Origin of the sequence: uncultured Winogradskyella sp. (genome assembly GCF_963975125.1) — a bacterium.
Lineage (GTDB): Bacteria > Bacteroidota > Bacteroidia > Flavobacteriales > Flavobacteriaceae > Winogradskyella.
Map to the genome: position 1 here is coordinate 1 of NZ_CAXBGB010000142.1, position 3,284 is coordinate 3,284.

General features: G+C 31.9%; 3 protein-coding genes. All 3 read left to right on the forward strand.

Annotation, left to right across the window (positions count from 1 at the left end; all coding sequences use genetic code 11):
• Nucleotides 1-339: 339 nt before the first annotated feature.
• The 3 genes from dnaX to AAC053_RS13770 are packed head-to-tail and all read left to right on the forward strand — an operon-like array spanning nucleotide 340 to nucleotide 3,237.
• The gene (gene dnaX / locus AAC053_RS13760; RefSeq protein ID WP_339757827.1) at nucleotides 340-2,064 is read left to right on the forward strand and encodes a DNA polymerase III subunit gamma/tau; all 1,725 of its coding nucleotides are present in this window, start codon (nucleotides 340-342) and stop codon (nucleotides 2,062-2,064) included.
• 4 nt (nucleotides 2,065-2,068) lie between these two features.
• Nucleotides 2,069-2,653 carry a hypothetical protein gene (locus AAC053_RS13765; RefSeq protein ID WP_339757829.1) on the forward strand — a complete coding sequence of 195 codons (585 nt, stop codon included), beginning with the start codon at nucleotides 2,069-2,071 and terminating at the stop codon, nucleotides 2,651-2,653.
• Nucleotides 2,654-2,655: 2 nt separating this feature from the next.
• Nucleotides 2,656-3,237 carry a tRNA-(ms[2]io[6]A)-hydroxylase gene (locus AAC053_RS13770; protein ID WP_339757832.1) on the forward strand — a complete coding sequence of 194 codons (582 nt, stop codon included), beginning with the start codon at nucleotides 2,656-2,658 and terminating at the stop codon, nucleotides 3,235-3,237.
• Nucleotides 3,238-3,284: the final 47 nt, after the last annotated feature.

The window sequence follows — 3,284 nt, forward strand, 5'->3', positions numbered from 1 at the left end:
CATTGCACCACATAGAGTTTACCTGGTTTCACTACAGCATTACCTGTACATACTTTCTGTTGCACTTTTCCTAGCCTTACGACTGGTGGCTGTTAACCACTATGATTGCACTATGGTGTTCGGACTTTCCTCTCAATCCCAAACTTAATTTGGGTTCTCATTAATTCAACTTTATTCAAGTTTTAAATAACAAGATGCTTAAACAAGTTAAGCATAAAGCGATAAGGCGATCTACTAAATGCAAAAGTACACAAATTGTTAATAACTCATACTAAATTTAAGTGCTATCAATGTGCTATTTATAGGTTATTCTTAAATTTGTAATTCAGTAAATTTTCAATGGAACATTTCGTAGTATCAGCTCGCAAATACAGACCGCAAACTTTTAATGATGTTGTAGGTCAACAAGCTATTACTAATACTTTATTAAACGCCATAGAAAATAATCATTTAGCCCAAGCTTTATTATTTACAGGACCTCGTGGTGTTGGTAAAACAACATGTGCTCGTATTCTTGCTAAAATGATTAACAGCGATGGTAATACTAATGAAAATGAGGATTTTGCGTTTAATATTTTTGAACTCGATGCCGCTTCAAACAATTCGGTTGATGACATTAGAAGCTTAACAGATCAGGTACGAATTCCTCCACAGGTTGGGAAATACAAAGTGTATATCATTGATGAGGTACACATGTTATCTCAATCTGCTTTTAATGCTTTTTTAAAAACTTTAGAAGAACCACCAAAGCATTGCATTTTTATTTTAGCAACTACTGAAAAACATAAAATTATTCCGACGATTTTATCACGTTGTCAGATATTCGATTTTAAACGAATTACTGTTACTGATGCCAAAGACTATTTAAAGTATATTGCTAAAGAACAAGATATCACAGCAGAAGATGATGCACTACACATAATAGCTCAAAAAGCAGATGGAGCAATGCGAGATGCGTTATCAATCTTCGATCGTGTCGTAAGTTTCTCTGGTAAAAACTTAACGAGACAAGCTGTTACTGAGAACTTAAATGTATTAGATTACGAAACATATTTTACAAGTACAGATTTAATTTTAGAAAATAAGATCCCTGAGTTGTTAGTGCAATTCAATACCATATTATCAAAAGGATTTGATGGTCATCATTACATTGCTGGTTTGGCTTCTCATTTTAGAGATTTAATGGTTTGCAAAAATCAAGCTACTATAGAATTGCTCGAAGTTGGTGAGGACACCAAACAAAAGTATATAGAACAATCACAGAAGACTTCTAATAGTTTTCTCATGAAAGGTATTCAGCTAGCCAATGACTGTGATCTAAAGTATAAAACCAGTAAAAATCAACGGTTACTAGTTGAACTTACACTTATGCAGCTTGCCTCTATCACTTTTGATGGAGAAAAAAAAAACAGTAAACATTTTATAATTCCACCTTCTTACTTTAAGGCAAAAGGCATTACACCAATACCAGTAAATATACCTATTGCAGCAAATAAGATAACTAAGAAGAAGCCTGTAAAAAAGGAACAAGTTATAGCTGAAGAACAGATTACAGCTATTGCAGAACCGATTACAATTCCTAAAATCTCTATTGAAAAGCCAAAAAAGGCGACTTCTGGCTTATCACTTAAAAGTATTAGAGAGAAAAAAGAGCATCTCATACGTCAAATGGATGTTGTAATTGATGAAGATGATTTACCTAAAGAACCTGTAACTGAAGAAGCGCTGCTCGAAGCATGGAAAGTGTACACTGCAACGATGGACAGAAAAGGTGAAAAGATAATGGCTTCAATTTTACAAATGGATAAGCCCAAATTAAAAGGCACTACCATTTATTTAACCTACTCTAATAATACCAATAAAATTGAGTTAGAGCGTGCCGAATTTCCTTTAATGACATTTTTAAAGAAAAGACTTCTTAATTACGATTTAAAATTAGACATTACAGTAAATGAAGAGATTGCTAAAAAGTATGCCTTTACACCACTAGAAAAATACGAAAAATTGAAAGAAAAAAACCCGAATATTGAACTTCTTAGGAAAACATTTGGATTAGACATTTAATACTATGCGAATTTTATTAGGCGTTTTAATTATACTTGTTATTGGATTTACAAGCTGCGAAGGCAGAAAAACTCAAAGTCGAGCACTTGCTGAAAGCATTGAAGAATTTAAAAAAAGTGCAACTTTAGAAATAGATGTTTACCATCCTAAAACCTATGTAGAGCGTGAAATTGACACCTTATTAAGCAATGGCTATCGTATAAAAATAAAGGCTTACTCAGACATGGAGAATAGTGTGCTTTTAACTAAGATAAAAGACACTATTAATTATCAGATATATTACAGAAACTACAAATTTAATATTCTTGTCGAAAAAGAAGGCAAACTAATTTATAATGAAAATTTTGATAAATTAAAAGCCAATATAGCCCTAGATTACAGAGCAAACTATACTTCTGATTCCCAATTGTATAATTTTGATAAACTTGCAGTTTTAAAATCTATACAAGTTAACAATGATTTGTCTCTTAGTAATATCGTAGCAATAGATATTATGTTTGCTATACCAGAAACTAATAAATATACATCTCATAGATTATTTATAAATGAAAAAGGTAAATCTAATTTTGTGCAAATAGAAGTAAAGTAATGATGTTAGGACTTAAATTACCAACAGACCCAAGATGGGTTAATATTGTTGAAAAGAATATTGAAGATATTCTTACCGACCATGCTTATTGTGAGCAAAAAGCTGCTAGTACAGCGATTTCTTTAATTGTAAGCTTCCCTGAATATACTGAGCTTGTACAAGAAATGATAGAACTCGTAAATGAAGAAATTAGCCATTTTAAAATGGTACATAATCTGATTTTAGATAACGGTTGGATTCTAGGAAGAGATCGTAAAGACGATTATGTTATAGCTCTATTAAAATTCTTTCCTAAAGGAGGTAGCAGAACCACTCAATTAGTACATCGCTTATTGTATGCTGCACTTATTGAAGCTCGCAGTTGTGAGCGTTTTAGATTACTATCTGAAGAATTACAAGATAAGAAATTGGCCAAGTTTTATAAAAAACTAATGATTAGTGAAGCTGGTCACTACACTATGTTTTTAAAATTCGCCAGACAATATGGTGATAAACAAGAAGTAGACAGAAAATGGCAACAACTCCTTGAGTATGAAGCAGAAATCATGAAAAATTTAGGTAATAAAGAAACCATTCACGGATAATAAAAAAAGCCTCAACAAATGTTGAGGCTTTTTTTATTATCATTATT

Excerpts from the sequence above, each read along its gene's own strand:
- dnaX (WP_339757827.1), top strand. The coding sequence starts at position 340 with ATGGAACATTTCGTAGTATCAGCTCGCAAATACAGACCGCAAACTTTT.
- AAC053_RS13765 (WP_339757829.1), top strand. The coding sequence starts at position 2,069 with ATGCGAATTTTATTAGGCGTTTTAATTATACTTGTTATTGGATTTACA.
- AAC053_RS13770 (WP_339757832.1), top strand. The coding sequence starts at position 2,656 with ATGTTAGGACTTAAATTACCAACAGACCCAAGATGGGTTAATATTGTT.